Source organism: Streptomyces sp. NPDC001985 (genome assembly GCF_040296845.1).
In the GTDB taxonomy this organism is placed as follows: domain Bacteria; phylum Actinomycetota; class Actinomycetes; order Streptomycetales; family Streptomycetaceae; genus Streptomyces.
Window position 1 is genome coordinate 1 of the sequence record NZ_JBEOYB010000109.1, and the last position, 15,988, is coordinate 15,988.

Annotated in this window: 8 protein-coding genes; 5 read left to right on the top strand and 3 right to left on the bottom strand. The window is 76.1% G+C overall.

Annotated elements, in window-relative coordinates; genetic code table 11:
• The 3 genes from ABT122_RS31020 to ABT122_RS31030 form a co-directional block, all read left to right on the top strand.
• Positions 1-987 (top strand): phosphopantetheine-binding protein (locus ABT122_RS31020; RefSeq protein WP_351559049.1); only part of this gene is annotated, 987 nt, incomplete at its 5' end.
• 97 nt (positions 988-1,084) lie between these two features.
• Positions 1,085-7,786: a thioester reductase domain-containing protein gene (locus ABT122_RS31025; RefSeq protein ID WP_351559051.1), complete on the top strand. Its 6,702-nt coding sequence runs from the start codon at positions 1,085-1,087 to the stop codon at positions 7,784-7,786.
• Positions 7,787-7,896: 110 nt separating this feature from the next.
• Positions 7,897-9,231, top strand: a complete 1,335-nt coding sequence (locus ABT122_RS31030; protein WP_351559053.1) for an FAD-dependent oxidoreductase — start codon at positions 7,897-7,899, stop codon at positions 9,229-9,231.
• Positions 9,232-9,268: 37 nt separating this feature from the next.
• Here ABT122_RS31030 and ABT122_RS31035 read toward each other — a convergent pair whose 3' ends face one another.
• The 3 genes from ABT122_RS31035 to ABT122_RS31045 form a co-directional block, all read right to left on the bottom strand.
• The gene (locus ABT122_RS31035; protein ID WP_351559055.1) at positions 9,269-10,336 is read right to left on the bottom strand and encodes a methyltransferase; all 1,068 of its coding nucleotides are present in this window, start codon (positions 10,334-10,336) and stop codon (positions 9,269-9,271) included.
• Between the two features lie 110 nt (positions 10,337-10,446).
• Positions 10,447-12,501 carry a multicopper oxidase family protein gene (locus ABT122_RS31040; RefSeq protein ID WP_351559057.1) on the bottom strand — a complete coding sequence of 685 codons (2,055 nt, stop codon included), beginning with the start codon at positions 12,499-12,501 and terminating at the stop codon, positions 10,447-10,449.
• Positions 12,502-12,511: 10 nt separating this feature from the next.
• A complete protein-coding gene (locus tag ABT122_RS31045; protein ID WP_351559059.1) occupies positions 12,512-13,894 on the bottom strand; it encodes an acyltransferase domain-containing protein in 1,383 nt (460 codons plus the stop codon).
• A gap of 562 nt (positions 13,895-14,456) precedes the next feature.
• Between ABT122_RS31045 and ABT122_RS31050 the strand changes: the two genes are divergently transcribed.
• On the top strand, positions 14,457-14,927 hold the full coding sequence (locus tag ABT122_RS31050) for an anthrone oxygenase family protein (RefSeq protein WP_351559061.1): 471 nt from the start codon (positions 14,457-14,459) through the stop codon (positions 14,925-14,927).
• 46 nt (positions 14,928-14,973) lie between these two features.
• Positions 14,974-15,885 (top strand): DUF6410 domain-containing protein, encoded by a 912-nt coding sequence (locus ABT122_RS31055; protein WP_351559063.1) that lies wholly within the window; start codon positions 14,974-14,976, stop codon positions 15,883-15,885.
• The last annotated feature ends 103 nt before the right edge of the window (positions 15,886-15,988 follow it).

Genomic DNA, 15,988 nt, shown 5'->3' on the forward strand with positions numbered 1-15,988 from the left:
GGAGAACCCGCGACCCCCCGCCAACTCCACTCACCCGACTACTGGACCCACCACATCCGCCACACCGTCCGCTTCCACGACGGAGTGCGCGCGCTCGCGCGGGAGCGGGTGGCCACCTGTGCGGAGATCGGCCCCGGTGGCGTACTGACCGCACTCGCCGGGGAGATCCTGGACGACGGCCTCACCCTGCCGCTGCTGCGGCCCGGCAGGTCCGAGCGGACCGCCCTGGTCGGCGGGGTGGCACAGCTCCACGCCCGGGGTGTGCCGGTCGACTGGGCGGCCTTCTTCGCGGACAGCGGCGCCCGCCGGACCGGGCTGCCCACCTATGCCTTCCAGCGCGAGCGCTACTGGCTCACCGGTACACCGGCGCCCGCTCGGGCCGCCGTGGCCGGGACACCGCCCGAGACCCCGCCCGATGACCCGGTGTCCGTCCCCTCCCTCGCGCGGCAGCTGTCCGGGGCCGGTGGTGACGAGCGGCACCGGATCGTCCTCGGGCTGGTACGGGAGCGGGTCGCCGAGGTCCTCGGACGGCGCGACGCGGGCTCCGTGCGCACCGAACGGCGGTTCCAGGAGATGGGGTTCGACTCGCTGACCGCGCTCGATCTGCGGAACCGGCTGAAGGCGGAGACCGGGCTCGCGCTGCCGGCGACCCTGGTCTTCGACCATCCCTCACCGGCGTCCCTCACCGATTACCTCCTGGACCGGCTGGCGGGGGACCCGGCTGCCGGTGGGGTCTCGGTCGCGGAGGGGCTCGACGGGCTGGAGGCCGCGCTCTCGGCCGCCGGGTCCGGCGGTGTGGACCGGGCCGCCGTCGCCGGGCGGCTGCGGGTGCTCCTCACCCGGCTGGAGCCCCTCCGCGACCGAGACCGCCCCGGCGCGGCGCCCGGGGAGGAACGGCCGGAGGACGCCGAGTCCCTGCTCTCCGGGGCATCGGCCGAGGAGGTCCTCGACTTCATCGACAGCGAACTGGGCCGTGACACCGGCTGAGTCCGGGACCCCGGCCAGAGCCCGCCACAGCCCCCTCCCCCTCATACCTCCTGGCGCCCGCGCGCGGCGCGGGAGGGCAGGAAGAGACGGATTCCCGATGCCGAACGAAGAGAAGCTGGTCGAGTACCTCAAGTGGGTGACCGCGGATCTCCAGAGGTCCCGCCGGAGGGTCGCGGAGCTGGAGGCGGAACGGGACGAGCCCGTCGCGATCGTCGGTATGTCCTGCCGGTTCCCGGGCGCCGCCGGGCCGGACGAGCTGTGGCGGCTCGCCCTGGACGGGGTCGACGCGATCTCCGGCTTCCCCACGGACCGGGGGTGGGATCTCGACGCCCTCTACGACCCGGACCCCGCCGCGCCCGGCAGGATCTACATCCGGCACGGCGGCTTCCTCGACACGGCCACCCTCTTCGACGCGGCGTTCTTCGGCATCCCGGCGCGGGAGGCGCTGGTGATGGACCCTCAGCAGCGGGTGCTGCTGGAGACCGCGTGGGAGGCGCTGGAGCACGCGGGCATCGACCCCGAGTCGCTCCGGGGGAGCCGTACCGGAGTCTTCGCCGGGCTGGTGGAGCAGAGCTATCTGGATCTGGAGTGCCCCGAGGAGTTCGAGGGGTTCCAGGTGACGGGGAAGCTCAGCTCGATGGCGTCCGGCCGGATCTCCTATCTCCTCGGTCTGGAGGGGCCCGCGGTCTCCCTGGACACGGCCTGCTCGTCCTCGCTGGTGGCGCTGCATCTCGCGGCGCAGTCGCTGCGGTCCGGGGAGTCGTCGCTGGCGCTCGCCGGGGCCTCGTACCTCTGTGCCCACCCCAGCGGCTATCTCGACGCCGCCCGGGCCCGGGCGCTCTCCCCCGACGGCCGGTGCAAGCCCTTCGCCGGCGCGGCGGACGGCATCGGCTGGTCGGAGGGGGTGGGCATGGTGGTGGTGGAGCGGCTCTCCGAAGCGAGGCGGCTGGGGCACCGGGTGCTGGCGGTGGTGCGCGGCAGCGCGGTCAACCAGGACGGCGCGTCCAACGGGCTCACCGCCCCGAGCGGGCCCGCGCAGGAGCGGGTGATCCGCCAGGCCCTGGACCGTGCGGGGCTGACGGCCGCCGAGGTGGACGCCGTGGAGGCGCACGGCACCGGGACCAGGCTCGGCGATCCCATCGAGGCGCAGGCGCTGCTGGCCACCTATGGCAGGGCCAGGCCCAAGGGGCGTCCCCTGCTGGTCGGTTCGCTGAAGGCCAACGTGGGGCACGCGCAGGCGGCCTCCGGGATCGGCGGGCTGATCAAGATGGTCCAGGCCCTGCGGCACGGTACGTTGCCCGGGCTGCTGCATCTGGACGCGCCCACGCCGTATGTGGACTGGTCGGCGGGGCAGGTGGAACTGCTCACCGGGAACCGTCCCTGGCCGGGGACGGGCGCGCCCCGGCGGGGCGCGGTCTCCGCGTTCGGCGCCGGTGGCACCAACGCGCATGTGGTTCTGGAGCAGGCGCCCCCGGAGGACGCGCCGCCGGACGGCGCGGCCGAGGCGCCGGCGGTGGCCGTGCCGTGGCTGCTCTCCGCGCGCTCCCCCCGGGCGCTGCGCGCCCAGGCCCGCCGGCTGCGCGACTTCGCCGCCCGGGATTCCGCCCCGGCCACCGGGGACATCGCGTTCTCGCTGGCCACGACCCGTACGGCCATGGAGCACCGGGCCGTGGTCATCGGCGTCAGCCGGGCGGAGCTGCTCGCCGGGCTCGACGCTCTCGCGGCGCCCGGGGACGGGGCCCGGGGCGGGACCGAGGCCAGGGTTGAACCCGGGGCCCAGGCCGAGACCGGGGCCGGGGCCGGGACCGAGACCGGGGCCAGGGCCGGCACCGAGGCCAGGGTTGAACCCGAGGCCGGCACTGGGACCGAGGCCCAGGCCGGGACCAAAGCCGGGGCCCGCACCCGCAGCGGCACCCGCACCGGCAGCGAGGACTCCGGCGCCCAGGACCGGAGCGAGCGAGGCGACCGGGGCGACCGGGCCGACCGGAGCGAGCCGGAGCCGCGAGCCGGGCGGGTGGTCCTCGGGAGGATCGCCGGCGCCCCGGCGGAACTGGGCCGTACCGTCTTCGTCTTCCCCGGGCAGGGCGGCCAGTGGCCCGGCATGGCCCGGGAGCTGCTGGAGACCTCTGCGGTGTTCGCCGCCCGGATCGACGCGTGCGAGGAGGCCCTGCGGCCCCATGTCCCCTGGTCCCTGCGGGAGGTGCTGCGCGGTGACGCGGCGGGCGCGGCGGCGCTGGAGCGGCTCGATGTGGTCCAGCCCGCGCTGTTCGCGGTGATGGTCTCCCTCGCGGAGCTGTGGCGCGCCCACGGTGTGGAGCCGGCTGCCGTCGTCGGACACTCCCAGGGCGAGGTGGCCGCGGCCTGTGTCGCGGGGGGCCTCCCGCTGGAGGACGCGGCCCGCGTGGTCGCGCTGCGCAGCCGTATCGCCCTGAAGCTCCAGGGCACCGGAGGCATGGGGGCGGTCGGGCTGCCGCGCGCGGAGGTGGAGGAGCGGCTCGCCGGATGGGCGGGCCGGCTCTGGGTGGCCGTCGAGAACGGGCCCGGCTCGGTGCTGGTCTCCGGGGACCGGGGCGCGGTCGGCGAGTTCCTCGGCCGGTGCGCGGCGGACGGGGCGCGGACCAGGAGCTTCTCCACCGACTTCGCCTCCCACTGCCCGCTGGTGGAACCCGTCGAGGAGGAGTTGCTCGCCGCGCTGGAGCCGATCGCGCCGCGCTCGGGGACCGTGCCGTTCTTCTCCACGGTGACCGGCGACTGGATGGACACCGCCGGTCTGGACGCCGCGTACTGGTACGGGAATCTGCGCGGACCGGTGGAGTTCGCCCGGTCCGCCCGCGCGCTGGCGGACCGGGGGCACGGGGTCCTCGTGGAGATCAGCCCGCATCCGGTGCTGGTCTCCTCGCTCCAGGAGAACCTGGGCGACGGCGCGCTCGTCACCGGCACGCTCCGGCGCGGCGAGGGAGGTTTCGGCCGTTTTCTCCGCTCCTGGGCCGAGCTGCTGGTGCGCGGTGGGCCGGTGGACCGGTCGCGGCCGTTCCGGGGCACCGGGGCGCGCCGCGTCGAACTGCCCACCTACGCCTTCCAGCGCGAGCGGTACTGGTACGCGGCCGGCTCCGGGTCCCGGGGCGCCTCGGGTCTGGGGCTGGGCGGGACCGGGCATCCGCTGCTGGGGGCCGCGGTGCCGGTGGCCGGGACCGGCCGGACCCTCTTCACCGGCAGGCTGTCGCGGCACACCCACCCCTGGTCGGCCGGGCCCACCGTCGCGGGCGCGGCGGTGCTGCCGTCGTCCGCCCTGGTGGAGCTGGCGCTGCGGGCGGGCGACGAGGTGGGGTGCACCGCCGTGGAGGAGCTGACGGCCGTGGCGCCGCTGGTGCTGCCCGCGCGCGGCGGTGTCCAGCTCCAGAGCACGGTGGGCGAGCCGGACGGTGCGGGGCGCCGGACGCTCACCGTCCACGCCCGGCCCGAGGACGGGGAGCCGGCCTGGACGGAGATCGCCCGCGCGCGCCTCGGCGTCCGGGGCCGGGGCCCGGCCTTCGACCTGGAGCGGTGGCCGCCGGCCGGGGCGACGGCGGTGGAGCTGCCGGGGGCGACCGGTCCCGAGGAGGGGGCGCGTTCGCGGGGGGTCACGGCGCTCTGGCGCGACGGCTCGACCGTCTGGGCGGAACTGGCCCTGCCCGAGGAGGCCCTGGGCGAGGCGGCCGGGTTCGGGCTGCACCCGGCGCTGCTCGACGCGGTCGTCCGGGCGGCGCTGCTCGCCGAGGGGTCGCCGGCCGGGTGCACGCGCACCGCTGTCGGCTGGGGCGGGGTGCTGCTGTACGCGACCGGCGCGACGGCCCTGCGCGTACGGCTGTCGCGGTCCCCGGGCGGGGTGCTGTCCGCCCGGCTGGCGGACCGGACGGGCCGGGCGGTCGCGGAGATCGGGTCGCTCACGCTGGGCGCGGGCGGCGGGGAGGCCGCGGCGCGGGCGGACTCCCGGGTGCGGGACTCGCTCTTCCGGGTCCACTGGGCGCCGATCGCGCTCACCGGCGCGGTGGAGCCGTTCCGTATCGGCGAGGTGGACGCCGGGGACCCGCGCCCGCCCCGGCTCGCGGGGCTCGACGCGGCGGTTGTCCGGATCTCCGGTCCGGGGGCGGCCGATCCGGTGGCCGCCACCCATCTGGCGGCCCGCCGGGCGCTCGCCGCCGTCCGGGCCTGGCTGGCGGACGAGCGGCTCACCGGCACTCCGCTGCTGGTGCTGACCCGGGGCGCGGTGGCCGCCGTTCCGGGCGACGGGGTACGGGATCTGGGCGGGGCGGCGGTCTGGGGTGAGGTGCGCTCGGCGCAGACCGAGAACCCCGGGCGGTTCGTCCTCGTCGACAGCGGCGGTACGGAGCCGGAGCCGGGGCCCGCGCTGCTGGCGGCGGTGGCCGCGTCCGGCGAGCCGCAGGTGGCGCTGCGGGCGGGCCGGGTGCTGCTGCCCCGGCTGCGCCGGGTGCCGGACGCGGCCGGCGGGGGCGGGCCGTCCGGGTCGTGGGACGTGCGGGGCACCGTGCTGATCACCGGCGGCACCGGCACGCTCGGCGCGATCCTCGCCCGGCATCTCGTGACCGCCCACGGTGTCACCCGGCTGCTGCTCGCCGGCCGGCGCGGCCCCGCGGCGCCCGGCGCGGAGGCGCTCCGCGCCGAACTGACAGCGCTGGGCGCCGAGGTGACCGTCGTCGCGTGTGACGCCGCCGACCGCGAGGCGCTGGCCGGGGTGCTCGCCGCGCTGCCGGACGACCGCCCGCTGACGGGGGTGGTGCACGCGGCGGGCACCCGGGACGACGGGCTGATCACCGGGGTGACACCGGAGCGGCTCAGCGGTGTGCTGCGCCCCAAGGTGGACGCGGCCTGGCATCTGCACGATCTCACCCGGGATCTGGGGCTCTCGGCGTTCGTGCTGTTCTCCTCGCTGGCGGGGACCATCGGCGGCGCGGGGCAGTCCGCCTACGCCGCCGCGAACACCTTCCTCGACGGTCTCGCCGCCCACCGGGCGGCCCTGGGTCTGCCCGCGACCTCGGTCGCCTGGGGACTGTGGGCCGCCTCCGGCGCCACCGGCGAGCTGACCCGGGCCGATGTGGACCGCATCGCCCGCGCGGGCTATCCGCCGATCGCCTCCGAACACGGCCCGGCGCTGCTGGACCGGGCGATGGCCCTGGACATCCCCGCCGCCGTCGCGGCCCCGCTGAACCACCGGGCGCTGCGCGAGCGCCCGGAGGAGCTGCCGGCGGTCCTCGGCGACCTGGTGCGCGTCCCGTACCGGCCCGCCGCCCGCAACAGCGAGAGGGAGGGCGGTCTCGCCGGGGAGCTGGCCGCGCTGCCCGGGGAGGAACAGCTCGGCCGGGTCCTGGAGCTGGTGCGGACCGAGGCGGGGACGGTGCTCGGCCATCCCGACCCGGGGTCCATCCGCGACCGGCGGTCCTTCGCCGAGCTGGGGTACGACTCGCTGAACGCGGTGGAGCTGCGCAACCGGCTCGCGTTCCTGACCGGGCTGCGGCTGCCCACCTCGCTGGTCTTCGACCATCCCACGGTCGGGGCGCTCGCCGGGCATCTGCGCACCGCGCTGCTGCGGAGGAGCGGGGCGGGCGGCGGTTCCGGGGTGGACTTCGCCGCCGAGACCGTCCTCGACGACGACATCCGCCCGGCCGCCGAGATCCACCGGGTCGCCGCCGATCCCCGGACCGTGCTGCTGACCGGCGCCACCGGGTTCCTCGGGGCGTATCTGCTGCGCGATCTGCTGCGGACGACACGGGCCACCGTGCGGTGTCTGGTGCGCGCGGCCGACGAGCGGGCGGGTCTGGAGCGGCTGCGGGCGAATCTGGAGTGGTACGGAATCCTGGACCAGGTGGACCCCGGGCGGCTCTCGGTGGTGGCCGGGGATCTGGCCCTGCCCGGGCTGGGTCTGGCCCCCGGGCTCTTCGACGAGCTGGCGCGCACGGTCGACGCCGTCTACCACGCGGGGGCCGCCGTCACCTGGGTCCAGCCGTACGCCACGGTCCGGGCGGCCAATGTGGGCGGCACCCGGGAGATCCTCCGGCTCGCCGCCCGCCACCGCACCGTCCCCGTGCACCATGTCTCCACGCTGGGGGTCTACGCGGGCCGGGCGGGCGGCGGCGCGCCCATCGAGGTGTCCGATCCGGCGGGCCCCGGCGAGAGCCTGCCGACGGGGTACACCCGGAGCAAGTGGGTGGCGGAGCAACTCGTCGGCATCGCCCGGGACCGTGGACTGCCGGTCTCCGTCCACCGGATGGACCAGATCACCGGCGACCACTCGACCGGCGCGTGCCAGACCCGTGACTTCGTCTGGCTGACGCTGAAGGGCATCCTCCAGTCCGGTGCCGTCCCCGAGTCCCTTCCGGTGGTGTTCCGGCTGATGCCCGTGGACTACGCGAGCGCCGCGGTCGTCCATCTCTCCCGGCAGCCGGAGTCGGCGGGCAGGACCTTCCACATCTGCGGGCGCGCCGGGCTGACGCTGGCCGTGATGGCCCGGGAGCTGCGGGCCCACGGGTACTCGCTGGAGCGCGCGGAACCGGCCGGCTGGCGTGCCCGGGTGGCGGCCGACCCCGGCAACGCGCTGGTTCCGCTGCTGGACGCGTTCGACGCGATGGCCGCCGACCCGGCGGGTTTCTATCCGCCGGTCGACGACAGCGGGACCGTCGCGGCGCTCGCCGGCAGCGGTGTGCGCCTCCCGGAGGAGAGCCCGGACGCGAGCGTGGAGTCCTTCCGCAGACATGTGCGGTTCTTCATCCGCAAGGGGTACTTCCCGGCGCCGGGGGCCCGGTGAGGTCCCGCCGGGGCGGTGCCGTCCGGAAGGCTCCCGGCCGGGGGCCGATCACCGTACCCGTGCGGTTCCACGGGCCCCACGAGGCCGACCACGAAACACGAGGAGAGCGCATGCCGGTGACCGGTGTCCACGCGGTGGTGCTGGGCGGAGGAATGAGCGGGCTGATGGCGGCCCATGTGCTGGCCGATCACTTCGAACGGGTGACCGTCGTCGAGCGGGACGGGGACGAGGCCACCGGGCACCGGCGCGGTGTCCCCCAGGGGTGGCATCCCCACGCGCTGGTCCTGCGGGCCACCGACCTCCTGGAGGAGCTGCTCCCGGGGATGAACGAGCAGTACGTCCGGGACGGCGGCGTCCCCGCCGAGATGATGGGCCAGCACCGGCTGTTCTACTTCGGCCATATGCTGCGTCAGTCCGACGCCGGGCTCAACACCGTCTGGGCGAGCCGTCCGTTCCTGGAGCGGGGCATCCGCGAGCGGCTCGGCGGGCGCGGCCATGTCACCCTGCGCCAGGGCTGGGAGGCCGTAGGGCCGCTGGCGCCGACCCCGGAGCGGATCACCGGCGTCGTCGTCGGCAGGCCCGGCGGCGGCGGGACCGAGAACCTCACCGCCGATCTGGTGGTCGACGCGACCGGCCGCACGGGCAGAAACCGGGCCTGGCTGCGGGAGCTGGGGTATCCGCTGCCGCGCGAGGAGCGCGTGAAGGTGAACCTGGCGTACGCCACCCGGATTCTCCGCTGTGACGCGGATGTGTTCGCGAGCGACCGGGCCATCGCGGTCGGCCCCCGGCTGGACCGGGCGCGCGGTCTGTACTTCACCGTCCGGGAGGAGGGGCAGTGGACCCTGACCGTCTACGGCTACGGCGACTTCCGGCCCAGCGACGACACCGCCGTCTTCATGGAACAGGTCAGGGAGCTGGCGCCGGACGACGTGTGGGCGGCGATCCAGGCGGCGGAGCCCCTGACCGATGTCCATGTCTTCCATGTCCCGGAGACCTATCGGCGCCGTTACGACAAGCTCTCCCGCTTCCCCTCGGGGCTGCTGGTCACCGGGGACGCCCTCGCCGCCCTCAACCCCCTCTACGGCACGGGGATGATGTACTCGGCGGCGTACGCGCTCATCCTCGGCCGCCGGCTGCGCGAGGGGCTCGACGGGCTGCACCGAGGCTTCTTCAAGGACGCGGCCCGGGCGGTCGCGGGGTCCTGGCGGTTCTCCAGCCTCTCCGACTCCTTTCTGCCGGGCGTGCCCGACTCGGGGCTCCCGGGCGCTCGGGTGGCCCTGTGGTATCTGCGCCGGCTGGTGGCGGCGGCCGAACACGATCCGGTTCTCGCGGCGGACTTCATCCGGGTCGCGGGGGCCCTCCGCAGCCCGGTGGCGCTGGCCCGCCCGGAGATGCTGCTGCGCACCCTGGGGTCCCGTGGGGCGGCCCGGGCCCGGCGCGGCTGAGACGCCGGGGCCGTGGAGGGCCGCCGGTGGGGCCGCCTCAGCGGGGACGGCACTCGAAGGCCGTCCACGCGCCGGTGGCGGGGGCGGCCAGCACCTCGAAGCCGCCGGCGTGCAGCAGCGCCCGCCACTGGTCACCGGTGCGCTCCCGGCCGCCGGTGAGCAGCAGCATCTCCAGGTCGACCACGGCGGCCAGATCCGGGCGGCTCCCGCCGACCACCCGCTCCAGGACGAACAGCCGCCGGCCGTCCGCCGTGCCGAGCGCCTCGCGCACCGCGCCCAGCACCCGGAGCGCGTCCGCGTCCTGGTGGAGACGGAGCACCTGCTTGAGGAGGTAGGCGGGGATGCCGGCGGGCAGCGGCCCGAACGGGTCGGCGGGCACGGTGCCGACACGGTCCGGCGCGCCCTCCGCCGCCAGCGCAGCGCGCACGGCCGGCAGCGCCTCGGGGCGGTCGGTCACCGTGCCGAGGCAGTGCGGGTGCTCGCGCAGCAGCGCCGACAGGAAGAGCCCATCGCCGCGGAGTTCGGCGACGCGGGGGAAGGGGGAGAGATCGACCAGCGAGGTGAGATAGCCCAGATCCCCCCGGTGCGCCGAGGCCCCGGCCAGCCGGACCAGGGTGGCGGCGGCGTCGTCCACCTGGAGGTGCTGGGCGTACGACAGCGGATAGACCCGCTCGAAGGACGGCTCACCGGTCCGCAGGGTGTACAGGATGTCCCGGTACGGCAGGAGATGGAGGTCCTCGCCCTGGAGGATGACCGCGTCGCGCCGGGACTCGGGCAGATCGGAGCGGAGCAGTTCGGCCGGCGGGGTGAGGGCGAACCGGCCATCGGGCACCTCGCGGAACACGCCGAGAGCCGCGGCGGCCCGCAGGACCCGGGCCAGTGCGTCGGGGTCGGCCCCGACCTCCCGGGCCAGCTCGGCCGGGCTCCGGGGGCCGTCGGTGAGCTGGTCGGCCACTCCGAGTTTGGCCAGGGCCCAGACGGCGCGGCCCGCGGCGGCGGCCACCGGGAAGAACATCAGTTGGTGGCCCGGGGACATCCGGGGCAGGGCCGCCGGTGAGAACCCCCCGCCCGGGGGGTGCTCCTCGTGTGCGGTGGTGTCCGTCATGTCTCCCTCTCCGTTCACTCGACCTCGGCTGGTACGACACGCCCGGCCGAACCGGCTCACCCGACCGAACCGGCTCGCTCTGCTCGCCCCGTTCACCCGGCTCACTCGGCTCACTCGACGATGTTTCCGCTCTCGCGGCCGACCCGGTACGGGCTGGTCACGCCCTCGTAGGAGACATGCAGCATCATCCCGAGCTTGACGTGGTCGCTGATGTGGCAGTGGTCCATCCAGATGCCCGGGTTGTCCGCGCGGAAGGCGACCTCCCACACCTCGCCGACCTCGACATTGACGGTGTCGAGCCAGAGCGGGCTGCCGGTGACGGGGCGCCCGTTGCGGCTGAGCACCAGGACGTGGTGGCCGTGCAGATGCATCGGATGGTCGTAGCGGCTGCGGTTGGCGAAGGTCATCCGCACCAGATCGCCCTCGCGGACGGTGATGGCGGGGATGTCGGGGAAGACCTTGCCGTTGATGGACCAGGTGGCGGTGAGCCGCCCGTCGTAGAAGCCGATCTCGTTGTCGAAGACCATCGACTCGTCGCGGTCGAAGGTGCTCTCCGGACCGAACGGAGCCGGCGCCGGGCTGCCGTAGCCGACCGGGTCGAAGTCCCGGCCGGGAATGTCGGGGCTCAGTTCCCCGCGCCCGTCCGCGCTGAGCAGCAGACCCCGGTCGAGGGCGCCGGCGAAGTCCTGCACCTCGGTCAGCCGGACCGGGCGGTCCGGCATGGTGAAGGTCACGTCGTACCGTCCGCCGACACCGATCACCAGACTCTCGTCCCGGACCGGGGTGGGCCCGTTCACCGGGTTGCCGTCGACGGCCTCGACGGTGAACGCGGTCCCGGTGAGCGAGAACCGGTGCGTGATACGGCCGGAGTTGAGCAGCCGGAGCCGTACGGTGCTGCCCGGCGCGACCCGGCGCCGCTCCAGCCGGTCGCTGAGGCCGAGGGCGGGGGCGGTGCCGCCGCCGGCCCGATCCCAGGTGTGCATGGCCAGGAACCAGTCGTGATCGGCCTCCGGTGCCGGCTCGCGCGGCTCGATGATGAGCGCTCCGAAGAGCCCCTTGAGCACCTGGACCGAGGTCTGCTGATGGGAGTGGTACCAGTGGGTGCCCACCTCGTCGGGGCGGAAGCGGTAGACATGGCTGCCGCCGGGCTCCACCGCGTCCTGGGTGACACCGGGCACGCCGTCCTCGGCGTTGGGCACGTCCACACCGTGCCAGTGGGCCGAGACACCGCTCTTCTCCAGCCGGTTCCGCACCACGATCTCGACCAGTTCGCCCTCGCGAATCCGCAGCACGGGCCCGGGGATCTGCCCGTTGAAGGCCCAGGCCTCGACCTTCCCACCGGAGGCCAGTGTCACCGTCTTCTCGTCGGCCACCAGGGTGAAGCGGCGGTCGGGGCGCTCACCGCGCGGCCCGGTCAGGGAGCTGACGGACACGGAGCCCCCGGCCGGGCCGCTCCCGCCGTGGTCGTGGCCGCCGCTGTGATGGGCGGCCATGTCCATGTCGTCGGGGAGCCGGCTCGCCCGCTCCCCGGCCGTCAGCAGCCCGCCGCCCGCGAGGGCCAGCGCCACCGCCACGGCCAGCGCGCGCAGCGCCCGGACCCGTCGCCGGGGCCGCCGGGCGGGGGCGCCGGAGACGGCCGCCCGCCATCTGCGGGTCTGCCACAGCCAGCCCGCCGCGGCGAGGACGGCCGCGGTGGTGTGGACGCCCAGCACCTGGAGGGGCGCGGGCTCCGGCACCACCTGGATGAGGGTGGTGGAGAACCCGGCGGCCGCGCCGGCGGCGGCGAGGTGCGGGGGCACCACGGCGAACGGGGTGAACGCCGCGCGCCGCGCCTGGAGCGAGGGCCGCCGGGCCCAGTGGATCAGCCGGGGCACCGTGCCGACCAGGGCGGCGGCTGCCGGGACCGCCAGCAGGGGCAGTGCCACGGCGACCCGGTCGGACGCGAACAGCCAGCTGACCCGGCCCATCAGGGTGACCGTGACGATCCGGCCGGCCACCGCGAGGATGCCGAGCCCCAGCAGAACCAGCAGGGTCACGGCCCGCGCGCGGGTGCGGCGGGGGGAGCGCTCCACCGGCGCGCGGCCCACGACGAGCGCGGCGGCGGTCCAGAGCAGCAGGTTGAGCAGGGCGAACTGGACATCGACGTTGAGCAGTGTCTCGAACACCTGGAACCCCTCAGCCGACACGGGCGGGAGCGGGAGCCCCGGCGGCGGAGCCGGGAGCGGGGCCGGGGCCGGAGTCGCCCGCGAGCGCGCCGAGGGACCCGAGCGCGTGTCCCTCCGTCCAGATCCGGCCGGCGGCGCCGAGGAGCGCCCGCCGGTCGGCGGCGGCGGTGCCGGAGCGGGCCGGGAGCAGCGGCGCCACCGCGCTGTCGCCGGTGCGCACGGTCCGGTGGAGCCGGGCGATGGCGCTCAGCCCCTGGCCGGGCCCTGCCTCGACCAGCAGATGGCCGCCCGTGGCGAGGAGGGCGTCGAGGGCGGGCCAGAACAGCACCGGGTCGGCGATCTGCCGCGCCCAGAACTCCGGGTCGACGGCGCGGCCCGCGTCGAGGAGGCCCGGGAGGTACGCCGAGTACAGCGGCCAGGAGGGCGGTCCCGGCCGGGCGGCGGCCACCAGCGGGCGGCCCAGCCGGGCGACGCCGTCCATGACGGGGCTGTGGAACGCCTGGTGGGAGGCGGCTCTGCGGCAGGTGCGGCCGTCGGCCCGCAAGCGCGCCTCCACCGCGCGCAGTTCGGGTTCGGGGCCGGCGAGCAGGGTCTGGCGGGGCGCGTTGACGGCGGCGACGGCCACCCGGCCGCCCACCGGGAGATACGGCACCAGGTCCTCGGCGCTCGCGGCGACGGCGAGCATGCCGCCCGGCCCGGTGCCGGCGGCGCCCGCGACGCGGTCGCGCAGCACCCAGAGGGCGTCGGGGAGCGTGAACACCCCGGAGAGCGTGGCGGCGACCAGCTCGCCCACGCTGTGTCCGAGCAGGGCGGCCGGGGTGATGCCCCAGTCGAGGACCATGCGGCCGAGGGCGTATCCGATGCCGAACAGCAGGGGCTGGGACTGGGGCGCGTCGTCCATCGCCGGGTCCGCGTCACCGGCGAGCCAGCGGTCCCGCAGCCGTGCGCCCTCGGGCCCCAGCTCGGTGAAGACGCGGTCCAGCGCGGCCGTGAAGTGGGGTTCCCAGCCGTAGAGTCCGGCGGCCATGGCCGGCTGCTGGGCGCCCTGGCCGGGGAAGAGCAGGACCACGGGGCGGGGCCCGCCGGGCGCCCGTGCGGCGGGCGGGTCGGCCAGGGCGCGTACGGCGTCCTCGACGGTGGCGGCGACCACGGCGCCGCGCACCGTCCCGGTGCCGCGCCGCTCGGCGGCCAGCGCGGCGGCACGGGCCAGCCGCTCCGGGGTGCCGTCGCCGTCGCCGTCCAGGGACACATAGCGGCGGAGGGCGTGCCTCCGGCGGCGCTCACGCTCGTCGTCGGGTGCCGACCACAGCAGCAGTCGGGGGGCCGACAGCGCGGGTTGCAGGGTGGGTTCCACGGCGCTCACCTCCAGGCTCGTCCGGGGCAGCCTGGACATCGCCCCTCAAGAACCTGTGGAGCCCCCCTGGAACCACCATCCCGGCGGGGCCCACCGGCCCGCCCACCCGAAGGCCACCACCGGGCCCACCGGTCCGCCTGAGCCCGGCTCACCATCCCGCCCCACCGGCCCGCCCGAGCCCCTGATCCTCCGACCACCACACCACCGCGCCCACCGGCCCCAGCGCCCGGACACCACCACCTCCGCGCGCCACCGGCCCACCACCCACCGGCCCCACCGCACCCACCGGCCCCACCACCCGGACACCACCACCTCCGCGCGCCACCGGCCCACCCCGAGGCCGCCCCGACCTCCGCCCCACGGGCCCACCGGGGCCACCGGTCCCCCGGGCCCACCGGTCCCCCGGGGCCACCCGCACGGGCGCACCACCCCACCGCCCCGCAGGGCCACCCCCCGGTCGCGGTCCGGGGTGCCGCACCCCGGACCGCTCCCCGGCGGGACCCCCTCCGCACTCCACTGATCCTCCGAAGCCGCTTGAGACACCACCGGGAGGCTGGCCGCCGCCCGGTGGAGAGCCGGTGGACGCGCGGAGGGAGAGCCCATGGACGGGTGGACGCACTTTCTGGTGCCGCTGGTCATGATCGCGAACGGGATGGCGGCGGGCGGCATGATGATCGCGGTTCTCGGCGCGGGGCTGCTGCTCACACTGCCACGGCAGCGCTATGTCGCCCTGCACCAGTTGCTGGTCACGCGGTTCGACCCGTTCATGCCGGCCTGCATCCTCCTCGCCCTCCTGCTGGACCTGGTGCTGACGGTGGCGGGGCCCGGGGCCGCGGCGCGGTGGCTGCACGCGCTGGCCGCCCTGCTGCTGCTGGTGACGGTGGTCGTCTCGCTGACGAGGAACGTACCGATCAACCGCTGGCTCAAGACCCTGGACGCCGACGCCCTGCCGCCGGACTTCGACCGGCTGCTGCACCGCCGGGTCGTCTGGCGCAACTGGAACCTGGTGCGCGCCTCCACCGCGCTGGGCGCGCTCGCCGCCAACGGCGCGGCCGTCGGCGTCCTGCTCTGACGCGGGCGCCGGCCCCTTCTCCCCCCTCTCGACTCGGAGGTACTCGATGGCGAACGACACACGCGCGGTGGACGGCGTCCGGCCCGGCTCCGCCGGCCGATTCACCGTCGGCCGGGACATGCTCCCGGGCGGCCTGCTGATCCGGCTGCTGCACGCCGCGGTGGCCGTGTGGTACCGGGTGAGCCGCGATCTGGAGTTCAGTGCGGGGTACTTCCTCCGTACGGTGCTCTGGCTGGCCGTCGTCGCCGCCTGCTACACGGTGGTGTACCGGCTGCTGGGCGGGGCGCTGGAGCGGCTGAGCCCCTGGGTGGGCAGCGCGCTGCTGCTGTCCCCCACGCTGATGTACCCGATGGGCCTCGGCCCGGACGCGTTCCACGACGGCATGGGTCTGTACATGCTGCTCGGTTTCGTGCTGGCGCCGCTGACGAGGTACGGCGGGGCCGAGGTGGCCGTCCTGCCGGCGCTCCTGACCGGGCGCCGGCACCGGTTGTTCAGCCCCTTCAACGTCCTGGACCTGGCGGAGGCGGGGCTGCGCTCGGTGCCGGACGGCCCGCGCCGGCCGGGGTGGGTGCTGAGCGCGGGGGTGGCGGCCGTCTACGCCGTGGTGCTGTGGGTGGTGCCGCTGCTGGCGTTCGTCGGGCCGGTGGAGCGGTCGGTGGGCGCGTTCGAGGTCCCGGCGGTGTGGGCGGTGGCCGCGCTGGTACCGGCCGGGTATCTGGCGCTGTGCGCACGGCGCCTGCGGGGCGCGCAGCGGGACAAGCACGAACACGGGGACGGGGACGGCGAGTGGCGCACCCCGGCGTGGGCGGCGCTGGCGCTGGTGGTCGCCGTGCCGGTGGGCACCCAGGTGCCCGACATCCTCTGGGGTCTCATCATCCTGGGGGGCATCGCCGCGGCGGCGATTCGGGGGGTGCGGCGGCTGCGCGGACGGCGCCCGGCCGGTCCGGCCACGGACTGACCCGCCGCCCGGACCCCGCTCCGGCGTCCCCGGCCCGGGTGCTCGGCACCCGCGCCGGGGACTCCCCGTCCCCGGGGCGGGCGAACCCGGCGGGCCCGCCGGG